Source organism: Mesorhizobium sp. P2_B5 (assembly GCF_056404775.1).
This window is the reverse complement of sequence record NZ_JBFUDJ010000002.1, coordinates 43765-57807: the sequence shown is the minus strand read 5'-3', so window position 1 is coordinate 57807 and position 14043 is coordinate 43765. Positions and strand designations below refer to the sequence as shown.

The window sequence follows — 14043 nt, the reverse complement described above, 5'->3', positions numbered from 1 at the left end:
ATATTTCATATCCTTAATATAAGCTTGATTGGTATCGACCCGGAACCCATTGATGATCCTGAAAAGCCAAGTCGAATGGGCGCTGCACTGCTGCGCCATTCTCGCGGGCCTGCCCGCAGGGCGCTACCTCTCCACTAAAGCGCTCGCCGAATTCCACGGCCTTCCCAAGGAGTATCTCTCCAAGGCGCTGCAAAGCCTGTCGCAAGCGGGCCTGGTCGATACCACGCTCGGTCCGTCAGGCGGATACCGGCTGGCGCGGCCGCCGGCCGAGTTGACCTTCCTTGAGATCGTGGAAGCCGTGGAGGGCAAATCGCGGACATTTGTGTGCACTAACATCCGCGAAAACAATCCGTGCCGTCCGCAGGGCTATTGCGAAAGCGGTCCCTGCGCGGTGTCTCGCATCATGTGGGAAGCCGACGAGGCCTGGCGGGCAAAACTGCGCAGTGTCCGACTTTCCGACCTCACCGAAGCGCTGGCGCAGGAGATTCCGGCTGAGCTTTGGAAGAACAGTTTTGAATGGGTGCTAGAGCGCGCCGGCTGAGCGCATGAGCTTCGCTTGCGGCTGGTCTCCCGTCGCCCCGGCAGCAGGATGGCATAGCTCTGCGGCGGCATAGCCAGGGAAAGACCATTCGCCTCGCAATGCCGATGAACAGAGTCGATCACCTCATTCCTCGCAAGCAACCGGTCGGCCGGACCGGCCACGCAAAAGAACAGGTCCACCCCGATTGCAACCGCGTCGATATCCTTGAGCGCGACAAGCGGTGCCGGGTCCTTGACGATCCGCTCGCAGTTTCGGAGGGCCTCGCGCATGGTTTCCTCGATGACATGCGGTGCCTGCGTCCTGGCAATCCGCACGTTCACGCTGATCAGCTGCCTCTCGTCGGGACGGCTTAGATTGGTCAGGCTGAGTTTCGCCAACACGCTGTTGGGCAGGACGACAATGTTGGACGCACCGGTAAGCAGATACGTGGAGCGCCAGGTTGTTTCGAACGATGCGTCCTTCCGTGCCGTCGCCCAGCATGATCCAGTCGCCGAGCGTGTAGGGACGCCCCAGCGTCAGCGCAATGCCGGAAAAGACGTCGCCAAGCGTGTTCTGCAGCGCAAGCCCGACGATGATGGCAACCACGCCCGACGTTGCCGCCAGCGTTGCGACGGGAACGCCGAAGACGAAACCCGTTATCGACAGCGCCACGCCGAGATAGATGACAGCGACGACCAGTTCCTGGAGCAGGCGCGCTTCTCGCGGCCGATGTTCCACGACGATATAGAGGCGCACAAAGCCGACAAGCGTCCAGGCAAGGTGTATCCACCAGAGGATGCGCGCCGACTTTGCCAGATACGCGCCCTGAAGATCGGTCTCAGCCATCCAATGCGGCAGGATTCCGCTGAGCCAGAGCACTGCAGTCATGCTGGCGAAGAACAGGATCTGGACGATCAGGCGTGCCATCGGGCGCCCACGGCCCTGGAAATACCAGACGACAATGCCGGCAAGCCCCAGAAGATTGATCAAGACCAGGGCAACGGAATGATGATTGCCGAACATGGGTCCCCGATAGGATAAAGCTCACAGGCAAGTCCGGAAGCCAGGACGGCGTCCGGCCTTTTCGGCCTATTTCGTGACCGGATAGGTCAGTTCTTTCTGGGCTGTATCGACGACGAAGACGGCCAGCAGTTTTGCCGGCTTGGTCTTGCTGCCGTTCTCGCTCACGCTGTGGCGATCGCCCGGCATTTCCGAAAAGCTCTCGCCGGCCTTGTAGACCTTGGCCGGATCGTCATTGACCTGGCTGCGGATGGAGCCTTCCAGAACCGTCGCGTAGATGAAGGCCGAGCTCGGATGGGTGTGCGCCTCGGAGAAGCCACCGGGACCATATTCAACCAGGATGCCCTTGATGCTCTTGCCTGGCACATTCGGCAGTTCATGTTCATAGACAAGCGTGACTTTGGCGGCCTTTTCGCCGGCGGGAGCATCCTTGGCTCCGGCCGGGTTGGCCAGGGCTGCCGTCACGATGACTGCTGCGGCGATGGACTTGATCATTTCGAAACTCCTTTTCTTGTGTTGCGCACTGCGCTGCGCCTGGGCTGAGGCGCAGCCTGACGGTCATTTCCGCGCCGAAGTGGCGAACCACTGCTCGAAGCTGATGTGGCCAAGGCGGGGATCGTTGTCGGAGACGAGCGAATTGTCGTTCAGCCTGGCGCCGAAATAGAGCGCCTCCGGATCGGTCACGACCTTGCGGGGATCGCCGGAAGCCTTGAGGTAACGGGCGACGAGCTCGCTCATGTGCACACGCTCCGGGCCGGAAATCTCGATCGTGCCGTTGACCGGCGCGGCGAGCGCGACATTGGCCATGGCATCGGCGACATCGTCGGATGCGATGGGCTGCACATAGGCCGGCGACAGATGCACGGCTTCGCCGACAGCTCCGGATTTGGCGATGGCGGGCAGGAATTCCATGAACTGCGTGGAATGAACGATGGTGTAGGGGATGCCCGAAGCCTTGATCAGCTTTTCCTGAGCGAGCTTCGCGCGGAAATAGCCGGCGTCCTGCAGGCGTTCGGTTCCGACAACCGAGAGCGCGATATGGTGCTTGACCCCGGCAACCTTGTCCGCCGCCAGCAGGTTGCGGCCCGAAATCTCGAAGAATTCCATCGCGGCCTTGTCTTCGAAGGACGGCGAGTTGGCGAGATCGATGACCACCTCGGCGCCGGCGAGTGCTTCCTGCAGGCCTTCGCCGGTGATGGTGTTGACGCCGGTGTTCGGCGCGGCTGCGATCACGTCGTGGCCCTGCTTGCGCAAGCGTTCGGTGGTTTTGGTGCCGATGAGGCCGGTGCCGCCGATGATGACGATTTTCATGATGCTCTCCGTTTGCGGCCGCGCTGTCACGCCGCATCGATTGATGGTTGGGGAAGGGTCAGTTCAGGCCGGCCTTGCCGAGCCCGTAGAGCTTGTCCGCCGAACCGGGTACAGTCTTGAAGGCGACGTTGAGGCGGTTCCAGGCATTGATGGTCATGATCGACAAGGTCAGGTCGGAGATTTCCTTTTCCGAGAGCTGCCCGCGCACGCGCTCGTAGAGCTCGTCGGGAATGCCGCCTTCGGGGAGTTTCGTGACGGCTTCCGTCCAGGCAAGAGCGGCACGCTCACGCGGAATGAACAGGGTCGATTCCCGCCAGACGGCGACATGGTAGAGCCGCAGCTCGCTCTCGCCGTGGATCTTTGCTTCCTTGACATGCATGTCGAGACAGAAGGCGCAGCCATTGATCTGCGAAGCCCTGATATGGACGAGATCGCGGATCTTTTCCTCGATGGCGCCGTGCGCCTCGGCCATGCTGAGGTCGGAAAGCTTCTTGAACAGCTCGGGCGATTGTTGGGCGGCGTTCAGGCGCTGTGTCATGGCTAGTCCTTTTGAAGGTTTGAGGATATTTTGTGTCCTTAAGGACAATTAATATCCATAATATCTGGACAGTAAAGCGCCTGCCGCCTAGGATGCGGACATAAGGCATATGTCGAAAGGTAATGAGGGTAAGGATGGACGTCGTCTCGGCATTGCGAACGTTCCTGCGGGTGGCGCAGACAAGGTCCTTCTCCGCGGCCGCGATCGACCTCAATTTGACGCAGCCGGCCGTGTCCCGGCAGGTCTCCGCGCTGGAAGCGCATCTGAAGACGCGCCTTCTGCATCGCACCACGACCGCGCTTGCCTTGACGGTGGAGGGCGAACAGATGCTGCCGATGGCGCTGCGCGTGGTGGAAGCGGTCGACGCGCTGAGCGAAGCGGGTGGCGCCGAAGGTGCAACCGTGTCTGGAAAAGTGCGGCTCAGCTTGCCGGCGCCGCTCGGGCTCTCCATTAGCGATCGGCTCGCAAGGCTTCTGGACGATCATCCATCCCTTGCCGTCGAACTGATCTTGCGGGAGGAAGCCTCGGATCTCGTCGCTGATGCCATCGATCTCGAGGTGCGCCTCGGCCCGGTCGGCGACAGCAGCCTGATCTGCCGCCGGATCGGCTGGACGACTGCCTTTCTCGTGGCCTCGCCCAGCTATCTCGAGGCGCGCGGTACACCGCAAGGACCGCAAGACATCAGGGATCACCGCTGCATTTGTTACAGCCGTGCCGGCGATGGCCGGTCATGGTCGTTCTCCGACGGGGCGGACGATGTTGTTCTGCGGGTTGAGCCTCGCCTGGTCGCCAGCAATTCAATGGCGGTTCATCGGGCAACACTGGCCGGGGCCGGGCTTGCGGTGCTGTCCCATATCCTGGCCGGGCCGGACATCGAAGCAGGCAGGCTGGTCAAGGTGATGCCGGATTTTCCGCCGACGCGGCTGCCGATTAATGTCGTTTATCCATCCCGCAAGAACATGCCGCTGCGGGTGACGACGGTGCTCGACTTTCTTGTCCAGTCCGTCCGCGACGATGCTTTGATGGCGGCATAGGGGCGCAAGATCAACGGCGTGCTCGGCTGAAAACCTGCCCTAAAACGACAACACCCGCCGGGGGAGGATCCGGCGGGTGTCGTTTTGGGGGCCGATCCTCGGGAGGAGGTGGGGATCGGCCGTATTCGCCATCGCCGGGGAGGAGGTCGGCTTTGACGAAATTCCTTTCGCCGGATGAAGGGGGCGAAACCCTGGAAGACGAACTGCGTTCGCTTTGAAAGACGAACTGCGTTCGCTTTGGAAACAACGCCCGCCGCGGGAGGAGGTGCGGCGGGCGCCGTTTTGGTGGTCAACCCTTGGGAGGAGGTAAGGGTTGGCCGTATCCGTCAGGGTCGGGGAGGAGGTCGACCCTGGCGAAATTCTTGCCGTTAGAAGGTCGCCTTGCGGGCGACGATCTTGATCTCGTCGCGGACGATACCGAGATCATGGAGCTGGCGGTTCGAAAGGCGACCCAGCTCGGTAACGGTGTCGCGATAAACGCGCCAGTTACGGTAGTTGCGGATCAGGTTCATTGTCGTTCTCTTTTTCAAAACTGTTTCGGACCATTTGCGATCCGAAGAGGATTAGACCGCCTTGCGGGCGACGTAGTGGATGTCGCTGCGGCTGATGCCGAGGTCGGTCAGTTCACGGTTCGACAGGCGGCTCAGCTCGGAGACGGTGTCCCGGTAGCGGCGCCAGTTGCGGTAGTTGCGGATCAGGTTCATGGTAGTGCTCGTTTCGTCTTTCTTCGGATCATTCCGTTTGTGTACGAACAGAAAATAGGTGGACCTATATCGATTTAAAAGTGCGATTGACGCATGGCAGCAATGCAAATTGTGCAATGCAACATTAACGCCCGTTCACGCCTTCGACATAAAGAAACCCGAATCGGAAAATGCCGTAGCGTCAATAATTTGACCCGATCGGCTATCAGATAGACCAAACTGGGGGAGACGCGGCATGGCGAGCTACTCGTCACGGGTGAGGACGGATATCGGGCGTTGGCTGCAGGTCGGCCTGATCGACGCGAAGACGGCCGATGCGCTGACGCGCGACATCGACGCAAACGAACGCAAATCGCTGAGCTTCGGCACCATATTGGCGATGATGGCGGCACTGTTGTTCGGCGCCGCCATCCTGCTCTTCGTCGCCGCCAACTGGGAGGCCATCCCACGGCTGGTGCGCGTCGCAGCACTGTTTGCCGTCATTCTCGCCGGCTATGTCGGTGGCGCGGTGCTGAAGACGCGCGACCAGGCGGCGATCGGCGAGGCACTGTGGATCGTGGCTGCAGCGGCGTTCGGTGGATCGATCGCGCTGATCGGCCAGATGTACCATCTCACGGGCGACGAGGCCTCGGCCATTGTCACCTGGGGCATCGGCACAGCACTTGCCGCGGTGGCGTTGCGCTCGAACCCGCTGACCGTCGCTGCCGTCGGCATATCCGTGGCCTGGCTGTTCGTGCGCGAGTTCGACTTCAACAACCGCACCGAATTCCCGAATTTCTTCGTCATCATGGCACTGGCGCTGTTTGCCGTCTCGTTCTGGACGCGCAGCCAGCCGGCCCGACATCTGATTATTCTCGCGGTCATCTTCTATATCGCGGTGCGCGGCATGGACCACAACACGCTTCTGCTTGCCATCCCGCTGGTCGTGGTGTCGGCGTTGCTGTTTGCCGCGGCAATCTTCGCTGCAGAGCCGGTCGATAGGATTTTGCAACTCGGCGGGCGGCTGCCATTGCATGCCTTGATCGGCTTTCTGACAGGCTTGGCAATGGTTCAGTTCGAGCTTGGCGATCACAGCACCTTCAACGGCGGCTTTGCCATCGCCTCGGTCGTGGCACTGGCCGGCATCGCCGCGGCGGTCATGCTGGGCGGGCGCGAGAGCAGGGGGCTGCGCTGGGTCGCCTATGCCGGCTTTGCCTTCGAACTCGCCGTCATCTACGTGGTGACACTGCAGTCGATGCTCGACACGGCCGGCTTCTTCCTGGCCGCAGCGGTGCTGTTCGGCATCCTGGCCCTCGTCATCATCCGCGTGGAAAAACGCATGAAGGCCCCGGAAGGAGCGGCAGCATGATGTCGGGAAAGAAACTTGTCATCTCGGCGCTGATCCTGGCGCTGGTGCAGATCGGCTTCCTGAGCTGGATCATCGCCGGCCGGGCCGCGATCCTGCGCAACGGCAAGGAGGTCTTGCTGAAGATCGAGCCGGTCGATCCGCGCGACCTGTTGCGCGGCGACTATATTATCCTCGGCTATGAGATATCGCGCCTGCCGGTGAAGCTGATCGCCAACATTCCGGCCGGACAGCTCAGCACCGAAAACACGCCGATCATGGTCCGGCTGAAGCCGGGCGCCGACGGCTATTGGCATGCGACCACAGCCTGGTTCGGCAAGGCGCCGACGCCGCCGGCCGCCGACGAAGCCGATATTGTCGGCCAGGTCGCGCCGGGCTGGACGCTTGATCCCGAATCCACAATCGCACCGCAATATGGCATCGACCGTTTCTACCTGCCGGAGGGACAGGGCATCGCGATCCAGAACGACATGCGAGTGCGGCCATTCGGGGTGCGCATCGCGCTCGCCGCCAATGGCGAGGCGCAGATCAAGGCGCTGATGGACGGCGACAAGACAATGTTCGAGGAACCGCTCTATTAAACGACGTTACCCAGGGCACGGATTTCGGTAGACATCGATCGCTTCGCCCAGATGCATCCAGACCAGGCCGGGCGAGGAACCATGACGACTACGCTGACGACGCGTGAAGACATCAATCTCGATGCGGTTTTACGCGTAGCCTGGAAAAACGACACGGTCGCCATCAGTGACAAGGCCTTGCAACGCATTGCCGAATGCCGCGCCTCGTTCCTTAAACTCATTGAATCCGATCCGCCGCCGGTCATCTATGGTGTCACCACCGCCATGGGCGAACTGGCGAGCCGCAAGCTCGAACGTGGCGAGCGCGACCGCCATGCGCGCATCAAGGCTTTTGCCGCGGCCACCTCCTTCGGCGAGCCGTTGCCTGGGCGCGTCGTCAGGGCAATCGTGCTGGCCCGGCTGACCAATTTCATTGAAGGCAATGCCGCCACCACGCCGCGTATCGCGCAGGCTGTCGCGGCGATGCTGGATGGCCGACCGATGCCGGTGGTTCCGTCGCAGGGGCAGGGCGGCGCCGGCGAGATCCTGGCGCTCTATCCTCTGTTTGCCACGCTTACCGCCGGCTTGGAGCTCGAAGTGAAGGAGCGGGGTTCGTTGATCAACGGCTCGCCTTGCGCGGCGGCACTGGTGGCTGACGCGGCACTTGCCGCACGCCGCCGCGTTGCGATGGCGCACAAGGTGTTTGCGCTGTCGATCGAAGCGTTTCGCGCCCCGCTTGAGCATTATGATGCCGCGCTCGATGGGCTCTGGGGCGATGAACACGAGGCGGCGGCCTTGCGCGGGTTGCGGCAGTTTCTGGTCGGCGCCGGTGACGGGCGGCGCAACTATCAGGCGCCGGTCAGCTACCGCATCGTGCCGCGTGTGCTCGGCCACGCGCACCGGGCGCTGGCGGGCGCCGAGCAGGCGGCCACCGTGTCGCTGGCCTCGATATCCGACAATCCCGTCTATATCCCGCCCGACGAGGCGCATCCGCTGGGACGCTGCATCTCCACCGGCGGCTATCACAATGCCATGGCGACGCCGGCATTGGACGATCTGGCCGCGATCTGGGCCGATATCTGCCTGCTCTGCGACCGCCACGCCTCGAAACTCCTCAACGGCAAGGTGTCGCTGCTGCCGGACCTGTTGATGACCGGTCGGCATTGGGCCGACAGCGACGGCCACGGCAATGTCGGCTATGTGCCGATGGCGATCACCGGCTATCTCGAACAGGCCAAGCTTGCAGCGCAACGCACCTTCATTCCGGGCACCGAATCCGCCGGCGCCGGCCAGGACGATGTCGCCACCACGGCATTCTTCGCCTGGACCAAGGAGGCGACCGCAGGCCGCTGCCTAGATGCGGCGATGGCCATGCTGGCTATGGTCGCCTCGCAGGCGCTGCACGTGACTGAACGCGCCGCGCCGCCGACGCTGCAGGCTTTCGTGGCGGATATCAGGAAGATCGTGCCCCCGGTCAACGCCGATAGGGTGTTGGGGCCGGAACTGGCCAAGCTGGCGGACTGGTTCACGAGCCAAGCGTTTGAAGTGTAGGGCGTCGCGCCAGTCTTCCTACGCCAAGGCTTCGGAGGACACCCTTCGCTCTATCAAGCTCCCGGGTGGCCTGCCACCCGAAGCTCGATAGAGCGAAGGGTGGTGCGGGTAGAGGGACTCGAACCCCCACGCTTTCACGCCAGAACCTAAATCTGGTGCGTCTACCAATTCCGCCATACCCGCGTGGCCCGGCAATCCCACGTAGCCATCATTCTGTCAATGTCGGGGCGAAAATGGCGGTCATTCGTTGCAACGCGAAGATGGTTGAAAATTAGCCTCGCCTGTGACAAAAGGCGTGTCAAATGTGACGGGACGCGCCGATCCGCTTCTGCAGAATGTGATAAGAAGTAGGAAAAACAAAGACTTATTCACATCTTGGAACGCAGTTTGGAAGAATTTGAGCCGTAATTTCGGTCAAATCGCCAGGTTCCGTACCAAAAGCCATTCCCGGCAAGATTGTACCGGCAGGCTGTGAACGGCAGAAGGCCGTGGCAGTCTCTTTGGTGAAGATAAAGGTTTTACGATGCAGGTCACCGAAACGCTCAACTCCGGTCTCAAGCGCGAGATCAAGATCACCGTGCCGGCCGGTGATATGGAAGCCAAGCTGATGGCGCGGCTGTCCGACGCCCGCAACAAGGTCCGCATCAACGGCTTCCGTCCCGGCAAAGTGCCGGTCCAGCACCTGCGCAAGGTTTACGGCAAGTCGTTCATGGCCGAAGTGGTCAACGAGATCCTCAACGATTCGACCCGTTCGATCATCACCGGGCGAGGCGAAAAGGCCGCCATGCAGCCCGAAGTGATCATGACCGAGGACGAGAAAGAGGCCGAGAAGATCCTGGCCGGCGGCGCCGACTTCGAATTCCGCCTCAACTACGAGGTCATCCCGGCGATCGAGATCAAGGATTTCTCCGACATCAAGGTGACTCGCCAGGTGTTCGAAGTGCCGGACAGCGAGATCGACGAGCAGGTCCAGCGCGTCGCCGAATCGGCACGCAGCTTCGAGCCGAAGACCGGCAAGGCCGCCGAAGGCGACCGCGTTTCGATCGACTATGTCGGCAAGATCGACGGCGAGGCCTTCTCCGGCGGCGCCGGTACCGACCAGCCGCTGGTGCTGGGCTCCAAGGAATTCATCCCGGGCTTCGAGGACCAGCTGATCGGCTCCAAGGCCGGCGACGAGAAGCAGGTCACGGTCACTTTCCCGGAAAACTATCAGGCGGCGCATCTGGCCGGCAAGGAAGCCACCTTCGACGTCACCGTCAAGGAAGTGTCCAAGCCCGGCGCGCTGGAAATCAACGACGAGATGGCCAAGAATCTCGGCCTGGAATCGCTGGAGCGCCTGCGCGACGTGGTGCGCGGCCAGATCGAGAACCAGTTCGGTTCGATGACCCGCCAGAAGGTCAAGCGCCAGCTGCTCGACCAGCTTGACGCGGCCTATTCGTTCGAAGCGCCGTCGAAGCTCGTCGATGCCGAGTTCAACAACATCTGGACCCAGGTGAACCGCGATCTCGAAGCTGCCGGCCGTACCTTCGCCGACGAAGAAACGACGGAAGAAGAGGCACGCGCCGAATATCTGCGCCTTGCCGAACGCCGCGTGCGTCTCGGTCTGGTTCTGGCCGAGATCGGCGAGAAGGCCGGCGTCACCGTTTCGGACGAGGAACTGCAGCGCGGCCTGTTCGAGCAGGTGCGCCGCTACCCGGCCAACCAGCAGCAGGAAGCCTTCGAGTTCTACCGCAGCAATCCGGAAGCGCTGAACACGTTGCGCGCGCCGATGTTCGAGGAGAAGGTCGTCGACCATCTGCTCGGCCAGATCTCGGTCACCGACGTCAAGGTCAGCAAGGAAGAGCTGATGGCAGACGACGAGGAGACCGACACCGCCAAGGCCAAGCCGGCCAAGAAGGCCGCTGCCAAGAAGGCCGACAAGGCTGAAAAGGCCGACGACGCGGAAGAGCCCAAGAAGAAGGCCGCGCCCAAGAAGAAGGCGGCCAAGGACGCCGAATAAGCGCTTGACGACAAGATCAGAAAAGGCCGCCCTCGAGGCGGCCTTTTTCGTTGTGGCGGATGTGCCTTGAGCCACCGCAGATCACCTAAACCTTTGTACGGTCGACCTGTTCTACCTGCCGGCCAGATTCTGTGGTACACAGGTGCCGCAATTCCATTTGGGGGAGAAGCGGAGAATCCGTTCTGCCGTGCAAGGCGCATGCTGGCGGTATCGGCATGCGCAGATCGTCTCGGGCAAATTTGACGACCAGGGAGGAAATGCCATGCGCTTGGTTGCGTTTTTCGCTGTCGTGTCTGTTGCAGCCTTCATCGCCAATCCATCGCGGGCACAGGATGCTGCGGCGGGCGAGAAGGTCTTCACCAAATGCAAGGTCTGCCACGTCGCAGACCAAGACACGAACAAGATCGGCCCGTCGTTGCACGGCGTTATCGGCCGGACGGCCGGCACGCATCCGGATTTCAAATATTCCGAGGCCATGATCGCGGCCGGCGCATCCGGCGTCAAATGGGATGATCCGACGCTGACCACCTACCTTCACGATCCCAAGGCAATGATCAAAGGGACGAAGATGGCGTTTCCCGGCCTCAAGAAGGACGAGGATGTCGCCAACGTCATCGCCTATCTGAAGCAATTTTCCCAGTAGCTTGGCTCTTCGGTCGGCCAGGCTGCCCGTTTTCCATTGATGGTCGTCTCAAATGTCGGTCAAGGAAAGCCTCAAGGATACCGGCGTCCGCTTCTCGGAAGCGACGGCCGGCGATTTCTTTGCGCTCTTGAAGCCGCGGGTCATGGCGCTTGCCGTCTTTACCGCTTTCGTCGGTCTGATGGTGGCGCCCGGCGCGATGAACCCGGTCATCGCCGTGATCGCAATCGGTGCGATTGCGGTTGGGGCGGGAGCGGCCGGGTCGCTCAACATGTGGTACGATGCGGACATCGACGCGCTGATGTCACGCACATCAAAGCGGCCGGTTCCGTCAGGCCGTGTCACGCCCGGCGAAGCTCTCGGCTTCGGCTTGGTGCTTTCCGCGTTTTCGGTCATGACGCTCGGTGTGCTGGTGGGATGGCTTGCCGCGTCGCTGCTGGCCTTCACCATCTTTTTCTACGTCGTCATCTATACGATGTGGCTGAAGCGCTCGACGCCGCAGAACATCGTCATCGGCGGCGCGGCAGGTGCCCTTCCGCCGATGATTGGCTGGGCGGCGGCCACTGGCGCCATCGGCATTGAAAGCCTCATCCTGTTCCTGATCATTTTCCTGTGGACGCCGCCGCATTTCTGGGCGCTCGCGCTGTTCAAGGCAGGCGACTACGCCGCTGCCGGCATCCCGATGATGCCGAACGTGGCCGGCCAGGCCTCGACCAGAAGGCAGATCTTCGCCTATTCACTGCTCCTGGCGCCAATCGGCGTGCTGCCCTGGGCGTTCGGATTCACGAGCGGGTTCTATGGGGTTGTTTCGGCCGCGTTGGGCGCGGGTTTCATCTGGTACGCCTGGAAGGTTCTGGTCATCCTCGACAAGGAGATGAAGCCGGCAAAGGCGCTGTTTGCCTATTCGATTTTCTATCTTTTCGCGATCTTTGCCATGCTGCTTGCCGACACCATCGCGATGCGCGCGTTCATGTCAGCCTGAGGTTGACAGCGTTGCACATCGGGATCGGCTCACGCTGGCAGAGCACAGAATCCCAGGATCAGCAGAGCGATGACGCCAAGGCCGAGCAGCAGAATGGTTTTTCCGTCCATGACCTACACCTTCGATTGAGAGGATATCGAAGAAGGGCCGCAAGAGCCAGCGCATGACCTTCCGAGCCTTTGCGACAAAAGGGCGACAAGTTCCAGGCAATGGAGTATGTTGATTTCGGTGCAGGTCGCGGTTTTGCGTGGCCAGTCATGCAGAACGGCAGCACCGTGAAACCGCGACCGTACCGGACCTGGTCTGGAGGAACGCGCATGGCAAGTTTTCACGTCATTGCAGGCGCCAGCGAAACGCTGGAACACACCAAAATTCGAAAAATCGGTATTTCCGATCTTTTCGATGCGCTCAAGCGCGGTGTTGACGATTTCATGGTCAAACCGTCGCACATCGTCTTTCTCTGCCTGCTCTACCCGCTTGTCGGCGTCGTGCTTGCTGCCTGGACTTCGGGCGCCAATGCGTTGCCGTTGCTGTTTCCGCTGGTGTCCGGCTTTGCGCTGATCGGTCCATTCGCAGCGATCGGCCTCTATGAGATCAGCCGCAGACGAGAAGCCGGGCTCGACACCTCCTGGAGGCACGCTTTCGAGGTCAGGAATTCTCCGGCCGTGCCGGCCATCGCGGCGGTCGGGATCATGCTGTTTGCCATCTTCATCACCTGGCTTTTAACAGCGCAGATGTTCTACCAATACCTCTTCGGCCCGGCTCCGCCGGAATCGATATCCGGTTTCATCAATGAGATATTTGCCACCGGGCGCGGTTGGACTCTGATTATCCTGGGGCACGCCATCGGCTTCGTCTTCGCGGTGGTGGTGTTGTGCACGACAGTCGTCGCCTTCCCATTGTTGCTCGACCGCGATGTCGGCGCCTACGAAGCCATCCACACCTCGGTGCGAGCGGTGCTGGCAAATCCGATCACCATGGCTGTCTGGGGACTGATCGTCGCCGTCGCCCTGATCATCGGCTCGCTGCCGGTGTTTGCCGGGCTGGCGGTCGTGCTGCCGATCCTCGGTCACGCCACATGGCATGTCTACCGCAAGGTTGTGGAACCGCCGTCGCCGGTCAGGCCGACGAGTTGACGATATCCGGCTGGTCTGCACCGGCAAGAGTGCCGGTGCAGACGGTTGATTTTTTCAGTAGGCAGCGTGGCTGAAGCGGGCGTGACGAGCGTCCATGGTCAGGTTGCGGAAATCCTTGCCGCTCACATGCACCAGCGTCCTGTGGTCGCCGCCCTCGAAATAGATGTCGGCGGCTTCGCCGAGGCTGTCGTCGAGGATCACCGGGACATCATAGGCCGCGCCGATCGGTGGAATGGCGCCGGTGTCACAATCGCCGAAGAGTGAGACCACCTCGTCTTCGGAGGCGAGTCCAAGACGCCTGTCCATGACGTCCTGCAGTGTACCGAGCTCGATTCGGTGCGTGCTCGGGACCACGGCCAGCGCATAACCGAGTTCGTGGTGAACGACCACCGATTTAGCCATCATGCTGCCGGGCACATGCGCGGCAATGGCGGACTGCCTGCTCGTCGATGTGCGATGATGGGCGACGGTGTCGTAGGAGATTCCTCTCCCGTCAATGTAGTCCTTCAGTCTGTTTGCGATCGTCATCTTCGGCCTCCCTGTTGGAGTTCGCGGCGCATTGGAAACGAAGGCAATCATTCCCCTCCGATCGTTTCCCGATAATAGCAAGATGGATCAGCCGCCGCTTGTTTCAAGGCAGCAGCATGTCGACCCGGACCGCAGTCAGGATCCTGCGGTTCCTGACTGGAAATGCCGCGGGCGA

At 61.4% G+C, this 14043-nt stretch carries 16 protein-coding genes, 1 tRNA gene and 1 pseudogene; 10 read left to right on the top strand and 8 right to left on the bottom strand.

What is annotated here, in order from left to right:
- Window positions 1-52 precede the first annotated feature (52 nt).
- Complete coding sequence (locus AC1D1N_RS06815; RefSeq protein ID WP_436260344.1) at window positions 53-541, top strand: RrF2 family transcriptional regulator; 489 nt, start codon at window positions 53-55, stop codon at window positions 539-541.
- Between the two features lie 137 nt (window positions 542-678).
- Here the strand turns inward: AC1D1N_RS06815 and AC1D1N_RS06810 are convergent.
- A pseudogene (locus AC1D1N_RS06810) lies at window positions 679-810 on the bottom strand (mechanosensitive ion channel family protein); the annotation flags it as partial.
- A gap of 130 nt (window positions 811-940) precedes the next feature.
- Here AC1D1N_RS06810 and AC1D1N_RS06805 point away from each other — a divergent pair.
- Window positions 941-1561 (top strand): hypothetical protein, encoded by a 621-nt coding sequence (locus tag AC1D1N_RS06805; protein WP_477347427.1) that lies wholly within the window; start codon window positions 941-943, stop codon window positions 1559-1561.
- Window positions 1562-1609: 48 nt separating this feature from the next.
- Here the strand turns inward: AC1D1N_RS06805 and AC1D1N_RS06800 are convergent, their stop codons facing one another.
- The 3 genes from AC1D1N_RS06800 to AC1D1N_RS06790 form a co-directional block, all read right to left on the bottom strand.
- Window positions 1610-2035: a cupin domain-containing protein gene (locus AC1D1N_RS06800; RefSeq protein WP_477347425.1), complete on the bottom strand. Its 426-nt coding sequence runs from the start codon at window positions 2033-2035 to the stop codon at window positions 1610-1612.
- Window positions 2036-2098: 63 nt separating this feature from the next.
- The gene (locus tag AC1D1N_RS06795; RefSeq protein ID WP_477347423.1) at window positions 2099-2851 is read right to left on the bottom strand and encodes an SDR family oxidoreductase; all 753 of its coding nucleotides are present in this window, start codon (window positions 2849-2851) and stop codon (window positions 2099-2101) included.
- Between the two features lie 58 nt (window positions 2852-2909).
- Complete coding sequence (locus tag AC1D1N_RS06790) at window positions 2910-3389, bottom strand: carboxymuconolactone decarboxylase family protein (RefSeq protein ID WP_192257275.1); 480 nt, start codon at window positions 3387-3389, stop codon at window positions 2910-2912.
- A 134-nt stretch (window positions 3390-3523) separates the two neighbouring features.
- On the opposite strand from AC1D1N_RS06790, the gene AC1D1N_RS06785 reads away from it, so the two are divergent.
- The gene (locus tag AC1D1N_RS06785; RefSeq protein ID WP_477347421.1) at window positions 3524-4423 is read left to right on the top strand and encodes a LysR family transcriptional regulator; all 900 of its coding nucleotides are present in this window, start codon (window positions 3524-3526) and stop codon (window positions 4421-4423) included.
- A gap of 368 nt (window positions 4424-4791) precedes the next feature.
- Here the strand turns inward: AC1D1N_RS06785 and AC1D1N_RS06780 are convergent, their stop codons facing one another.
- Both AC1D1N_RS06780 and AC1D1N_RS06775 read right to left on the bottom strand, forming a co-directional pair.
- Window positions 4792-4935 carry a DUF1127 domain-containing protein gene (locus AC1D1N_RS06780; protein ID WP_112564748.1) on the bottom strand — a complete coding sequence of 48 codons (144 nt, stop codon included), beginning with the start codon at window positions 4933-4935 and terminating at the stop codon, window positions 4792-4794.
- Window positions 4936-4986: 51 nt separating this feature from the next.
- Window positions 4987-5127, bottom strand: a complete 141-nt coding sequence (locus AC1D1N_RS06775) for a DUF1127 domain-containing protein (protein WP_006335194.1) — start codon at window positions 5125-5127, stop codon at window positions 4987-4989.
- A 235-nt stretch (window positions 5128-5362) separates the two neighbouring features.
- Here AC1D1N_RS06775 and AC1D1N_RS06770 point away from each other — a divergent pair, with 235 nt between their 5' ends.
- The 3 genes from AC1D1N_RS06770 (at window position 5363) to AC1D1N_RS06760 (ending at window position 8583) form a co-directional block, all read left to right on the top strand.
- Window positions 5363-6475, top strand: a complete 1113-nt coding sequence (locus AC1D1N_RS06770) for a DUF2157 domain-containing protein (protein ID WP_477347419.1) — start codon at window positions 5363-5365, stop codon at window positions 6473-6475.
- Window positions 6472-7053, top strand: coding sequence for a GDYXXLXY domain-containing protein (locus AC1D1N_RS06765; RefSeq protein WP_477347417.1), 582 nt, complete (start codon window positions 6472-6474; stop codon window positions 7051-7053). Before AC1D1N_RS06770 ends, AC1D1N_RS06765 begins: the two co-directional genes overlap by 4 nt.
- 81 nt (window positions 7054-7134) lie before the next feature.
- Window positions 7135-8583 carry an aromatic amino acid lyase gene (locus tag AC1D1N_RS06760; protein ID WP_477347415.1) on the top strand — a complete coding sequence of 483 codons (1449 nt, stop codon included), beginning with the start codon at window positions 7135-7137 and terminating at the stop codon, window positions 8581-8583.
- Between the two features lie 100 nt (window positions 8584-8683).
- Here the strand turns inward: AC1D1N_RS06760 and AC1D1N_RS06755 are convergent.
- Window positions 8684-8766 (bottom strand) — tRNA-Leu (locus AC1D1N_RS06755).
- 340 nt (window positions 8767-9106) lie between these two features.
- Here AC1D1N_RS06755 and tig point away from each other — a divergent pair.
- The 4 genes from tig (at window position 9107) to AC1D1N_RS06735 (ending at window position 13340) form a co-directional block, all read left to right on the top strand.
- Complete coding sequence (tig, locus tag AC1D1N_RS06750; protein WP_192257266.1) at window positions 9107-10582, top strand: trigger factor; 1476 nt, start codon at window positions 9107-9109, stop codon at window positions 10580-10582.
- Window positions 10583-10844: 262 nt separating this feature from the next.
- Window positions 10845-11225: a c-type cytochrome gene (locus AC1D1N_RS06745; protein ID WP_436260335.1), complete on the top strand. Its 381-nt coding sequence runs from the start codon at window positions 10845-10847 to the stop codon at window positions 11223-11225.
- A 52-nt stretch (window positions 11226-11277) separates the two neighbouring features.
- Complete coding sequence (locus AC1D1N_RS06740; RefSeq protein ID WP_436260334.1) at window positions 11278-12204, top strand: heme o synthase; 927 nt, start codon at window positions 11278-11280, stop codon at window positions 12202-12204.
- Window positions 12205-12521: 317 nt separating this feature from the next.
- Complete coding sequence (locus tag AC1D1N_RS06735) at window positions 12522-13340, top strand: DUF2189 domain-containing protein (RefSeq protein WP_112564858.1); 819 nt, start codon at window positions 12522-12524, stop codon at window positions 13338-13340.
- A 54-nt stretch (window positions 13341-13394) separates the two neighbouring features.
- Here AC1D1N_RS06735 and AC1D1N_RS06730 read toward each other — a convergent pair whose 3' ends face one another.
- The gene (locus AC1D1N_RS06730) at window positions 13395-13868 is read right to left on the bottom strand and encodes an aminoacyl-tRNA deacylase (RefSeq protein ID WP_436260332.1); all 474 of its coding nucleotides are present in this window, start codon (window positions 13866-13868) and stop codon (window positions 13395-13397) included.
- Window positions 13869-14043: the final 175 nt, after the last annotated feature.

Bases quoted from the DNA above. Each gene is read 5' to 3' on its own strand.
- AC1D1N_RS06815 (WP_436260344.1), top strand. From the start codon at position 53: ATGATCCTGAAAAGCCAAGTCGAATGGGCGCTGCACTGCTGCGCCATT.
- AC1D1N_RS06805 (WP_477347427.1), top strand. From the start codon at position 941: ATGTTGGACGCACCGGTAAGCAGATACGTGGAGCGCCAGGTTGTTTCG.
- AC1D1N_RS06800 (WP_477347425.1), bottom strand. From the start codon at position 2,035: ATGATCAAGTCCATCGCCGCAGCAGTCATCGTGACGGCAGCCCTGGCC.
- AC1D1N_RS06795 (WP_477347423.1), bottom strand. From the start codon at position 2,851: ATGAAAATCGTCATCATCGGCGGCACCGGCCTCATCGGCACCAAAACC.
- AC1D1N_RS06790 (WP_192257275.1), bottom strand. From the start codon at position 3,389: ATGACACAGCGCCTGAACGCCGCCCAACAATCGCCCGAGCTGTTCAAG.
- AC1D1N_RS06785 (WP_477347421.1), top strand. From the start codon at position 3,524: ATGGACGTCGTCTCGGCATTGCGAACGTTCCTGCGGGTGGCGCAGACA.
- AC1D1N_RS06780 (WP_112564748.1), bottom strand. From the start codon at position 4,935: ATGAACCTGATCCGCAACTACCGTAACTGGCGCGTTTATCGCGACACC.
- AC1D1N_RS06775 (WP_006335194.1), bottom strand. From the start codon at position 5,127: ATGAACCTGATCCGCAACTACCGCAACTGGCGCCGCTACCGGGACACC.
- AC1D1N_RS06770 (WP_477347419.1), top strand. From the start codon at position 5,363: ATGGCGAGCTACTCGTCACGGGTGAGGACGGATATCGGGCGTTGGCTG.
- AC1D1N_RS06765 (WP_477347417.1), top strand. From the start codon at position 6,472: ATGATGTCGGGAAAGAAACTTGTCATCTCGGCGCTGATCCTGGCGCTG.
- AC1D1N_RS06760 (WP_477347415.1), top strand. From the start codon at position 7,135: ATGACGACTACGCTGACGACGCGTGAAGACATCAATCTCGATGCGGTT.
- tig (WP_192257266.1), top strand. From the start codon at position 9,107: ATGCAGGTCACCGAAACGCTCAACTCCGGTCTCAAGCGCGAGATCAAG.
- AC1D1N_RS06745 (WP_436260335.1), top strand. From the start codon at position 10,845: ATGCGCTTGGTTGCGTTTTTCGCTGTCGTGTCTGTTGCAGCCTTCATC.
- AC1D1N_RS06740 (WP_436260334.1), top strand. From the start codon at position 11,278: ATGTCGGTCAAGGAAAGCCTCAAGGATACCGGCGTCCGCTTCTCGGAA.
- AC1D1N_RS06735 (WP_112564858.1), top strand. From the start codon at position 12,522: ATGGCAAGTTTTCACGTCATTGCAGGCGCCAGCGAAACGCTGGAACAC.
- AC1D1N_RS06730 (WP_436260332.1), bottom strand. From the start codon at position 13,868: ATGACGATCGCAAACAGACTGAAGGACTACATTGACGGGAGAGGAATC.